This is a genomic window from Streptomyces albiaxialis, assembly GCF_039530985.1.
Lineage (GTDB): Bacteria > Actinomycetota > Actinomycetes > Streptomycetales > Streptomycetaceae > Streptomyces > Streptomyces albiaxialis.
The window spans coordinates 1-3,322 of sequence record NZ_BAAAPE010000041.1; the positions used below are offsets into that span (position 1 = coordinate 1).

Genomic DNA, 3,322 nt, shown 5'->3' on the forward strand with positions numbered 1-3,322 from the left:
TACCATCCCCGCATGGCAGAGGCAGAGGAAGACGTGACAGTCGTTGGCAGCTACTCGGAGGCAGGCGGAGTCACCAAGACCATCACCGGTCTGTCTATCGCTGTGACCCACGCCGAGGAGAACCCAGACGACGAAGTGATCTACGGCGATCTGGACCCCCGGGCGGCGGGGACGAAGTGGACCGGTGCAGAGCCCGTCAAACCCGGGATGCATATCGGCGCGATCATCGCCGACGAGGACCCGGACGGCTGGGCTGACGATCTGGCCGTCCCGCTGGACCCGGAGCTTGGATGGCCGGCCAACCTGCGCGTGATCCCGAGCGGCTACCGAGCTCTGGCAAACCACGAGAAAAACCCCGACGACCACGCGGAACTCCGGCTCAAGCGCAGCCTGAGCGGCACTCGGGCCCGCCTCGCAGTCTTCGACTTCCCCAACCGCCAGGGCGGAATCCTCACACAGAACGGGCTGAGTGCCTGTCACCGAATCGTCTACGCGGCCAAACCGGATGAGGACGGCTTTGACGGGGTCCAGGGAGCCATGGAGACCGTGAGCCGGTTCAAGAGCTACCGGCAACGGACCGGAGCCAGAGCCGACTTGCCCCGCGAAGTTGGTATTGCGCTGGGGATGGCCTACCAGGGTGCCGTGTGGACGCGTGAAGCGCTTCGCGTCGTAGACGTGTTTGACGAGGATTACCCCGGCATGCTCCTCCGGCCGTTCGTGGAACGGCTGGTCATCGTGAGCGAGGCTCGCGCCGCCGGTGAGTGGTACGGCAAATATCGGAAGGGCAAGGGCGTGCGCAACGCATACAACGAGCTCAGGAAAGAGGTCCTGCGGAAGTGAGCAAGGAAGACGAGCGGCCCGACCCTCGTAACCGACGACGGCCCCCCCGGCCGGACCCGACAGAAGGCCAAGACCCGGCGACACCCCCCGCCACACCCGCGCCCGCCCGGGGCAGGGCTCGCCGAAGCTTCCGGACTGCGGACACCTACGTTCAACTCAATACGCGTATTGACCCTTTGCTGAGCGAGCTGATCGAGGAAGTCAGCAGCGACCGCAGGTGGAGTAAACGCGATGTTGTCGAGGAAGCACTGAAGGCCGCCTACCCCGAGGAGTACCGGATGGCGCAGGAGCGTCACCACCGCAGAGGAAGCGAAGAAGCTTTCTAGCGTGGTTGCTTTCTGCCGCACGTGCTCGCGTGCGCGCTCGCAAGCGCGCGAGCGAGCTTGCTACCACGTAGTTGCACGAGATGAGCCCCGAAAGCGCCACGCTTCCCGGCCCAGCGCTCCCAGGGCTCCACAACGAGGAGGAACCTCCCCATGTACTCCCAGACTACGGCCCCGACAGGGACCAACAGCACACCGCGACGAGGCGGTGAGCACCGGTGATCGAGCAGGTTGAGGCGATCTTGCCCCCGTGGTCCCTGGTGGCTGCCGTGGCATCCGGCGCCGTCACAGCTACCGCCGCCGCAGTGCTCATCCGGCGCCGTTCACGAACGACAGCGAACGGCGACCAGGGCCAGGAGGGCGCCACGGGGCGCAGACGGCGGCGGCTGTCGGCGGGCACGGCAGCCGCCGCCGTCGCGTTCGTCGTGTGCACGAGCGTCAGCCTGAACACCTCCTACCGGTTCACCCTCGATGGGCTGGGCATGACCGGCATAGAGGAGCGTGTACTCGCCTGCGCCGCGTTTGAGGCCCTGATCGCGATGTGCGTGCTCGGTGCCCGGGAGCGTCTGGCCAGTGAGGACGCGACGCCCGGGTGGTACGGCACCGCGGTGTGGGTGTTCGCAGCGCTCAGCGCCGTACCCGCGTGGCACGAGGGTGGCGGACTCACTCCCGCCACCCTCGTCCGCATCATCGTGGGCAGCTTCGGCAGCGCCCTCAGCGCGCACGCCGCCCTTGGGCTGGAGCTCAAGCACCGCACCGGAGGCCAGAGCCAGAGCCCCGGTGCGCTGATCGTGCGCGAGCTCCGCGAACGGCTGATGGCGCGGCTCGGACTCATCCAGCGCGGCCGCAACGCCGAACAGATCACCCGGGACCGCTACATGGACCGTGCCATTGAGCACGCCGACGAGTACGACCGCCTCACCCCGGAGAAGCGGAAGGCCAGGGCCGGGCGCAAGCTCTGCGGCCGCATGGCACAGGCCATGGACCGCGCAGGCTGTGCCGAACCCGAGCGGCGGATGATCTTTGACCGGCGGTTGGCCATGCGGCGGGACGTGGCCCGCTTGCCGGACGTCGACCTTCCGTCGACGTGGACGGCACAGCCCACCCCCGAAGAGCGTGCTGCCCTGGCGCAACTGCAACGCCAGACAGAGCGCATGGAAGCGCTGGCGGCACAGATCGAGGACCAGGCGGAACACCACCCGGCACACTCGGCCCCTGAAGTCACCCCACCGGTCACAGCCCCGGCACAGCAGCGGCCTACCGAGGACGCCGAGGAAGAGCAGCAGGACATCCCCGAAGGCGCCCGCACAGCGGCCTACGGCACAGGCACACCCCGCATCACGGTTCGTGTGCCGGACCTGGGCGACGAGCACCAGGACCAGGACGACGAGCCGGAGGCCCTGGACCTCAAGACGTTCCCCACCAAGGTGGGTGCGCTGCGGGCCCTGTTCGAGCGCCACCAGGTCGCCGCCGACGACCCCCGCTCGCACAACCAGATCGCAACGGCCCTGTTGGCGGAAATGCTGGAACAGGGGATCGAGTACGACCGGGGAGCCGCGTGCCGCGCCATCGCGGAATGGAGGGCACCCCGGCCCGTCACGGCACAACAGGCACACGCCAACACACTCGACCGCGAGCTGACGCACATCTGACCGCAGGCACCGCCAGGGGCAGGGCGAACCTTCCGCCCGCCCCCCGGCACCGGATCGAGGGGGAAGCGATGACTCACCAGACACCGACTGTGCCCGCCACCAGGAAGCCGAGCGGCCTTGTGCCGCTGCCTGTGCCGAGTGTGCCGCCGTCCTACGTCGACCAGCTCGCCGCCCAGGCGGAGCGGGCCGAGGACCGGCTACGCCGTGCCATGGACACCGCCGAGGCACAGCGGGAGGCACAGCAGCAGCTCGCCGACGCCGGCGCCGCTGTCGAGGAGGCACGGCGTCAGACGGAGGAGGCATGGGAGGAGGCGGAGGCACACCGGCAGGACGCCGAGGAGGCCCGCGCGGCACAGCAGGCCGCCGAAGGCGCCTGTGCCGCAGCGTTGCACCTCGCGACGCAGGCACGGCACGAGACCGGCGCTCTACGCGCCGAGCTCGCCGAGACCCTTGCCGCCGTCGAGGAGGCACAGCGCGCTGTTCGGCAAGAGTCCGAGCGTGCCGAGG

The 3,322-nt window shown here is 69.0% G+C and carries 2 protein-coding genes and 1 pseudogene; all 3 read left to right on the plus strand.

All coding sequences use genetic code 11. The features are described 5' to 3' along the window. Positions 1 to 12 precede the first annotated feature (12 nt). Entirely contained in the window at positions 13 to 840 is an 828-nt protein-coding gene (locus ABD343_RS40780) for a hypothetical protein (protein ID WP_344535939.1), read from the plus strand. Positions 841 to 1,381: 541 nt separating this feature from the next. Next, positions 1,382 to 2,815, plus strand: coding sequence for a hypothetical protein (locus tag ABD343_RS40785; protein ID WP_344535940.1), 1,434 nt, complete (start codon positions 1,382 to 1,384; stop codon positions 2,813 to 2,815). A 68-nt stretch (positions 2,816 to 2,883) separates the two neighbouring features. Beyond that, positions 2,884 to 3,322 (plus strand): annotated as a pseudogene (locus ABD343_RS40790) (hypothetical protein); the annotation flags it as partial.

Coding starts and splice junctions, on each gene's coding strand:
- ABD343_RS40780 (WP_344535939.1), top strand. CDS start 13: ATGGCAGAGGCAGAGGAAGACGTGACAGTCGTTGGCAGCTACTCGGAG.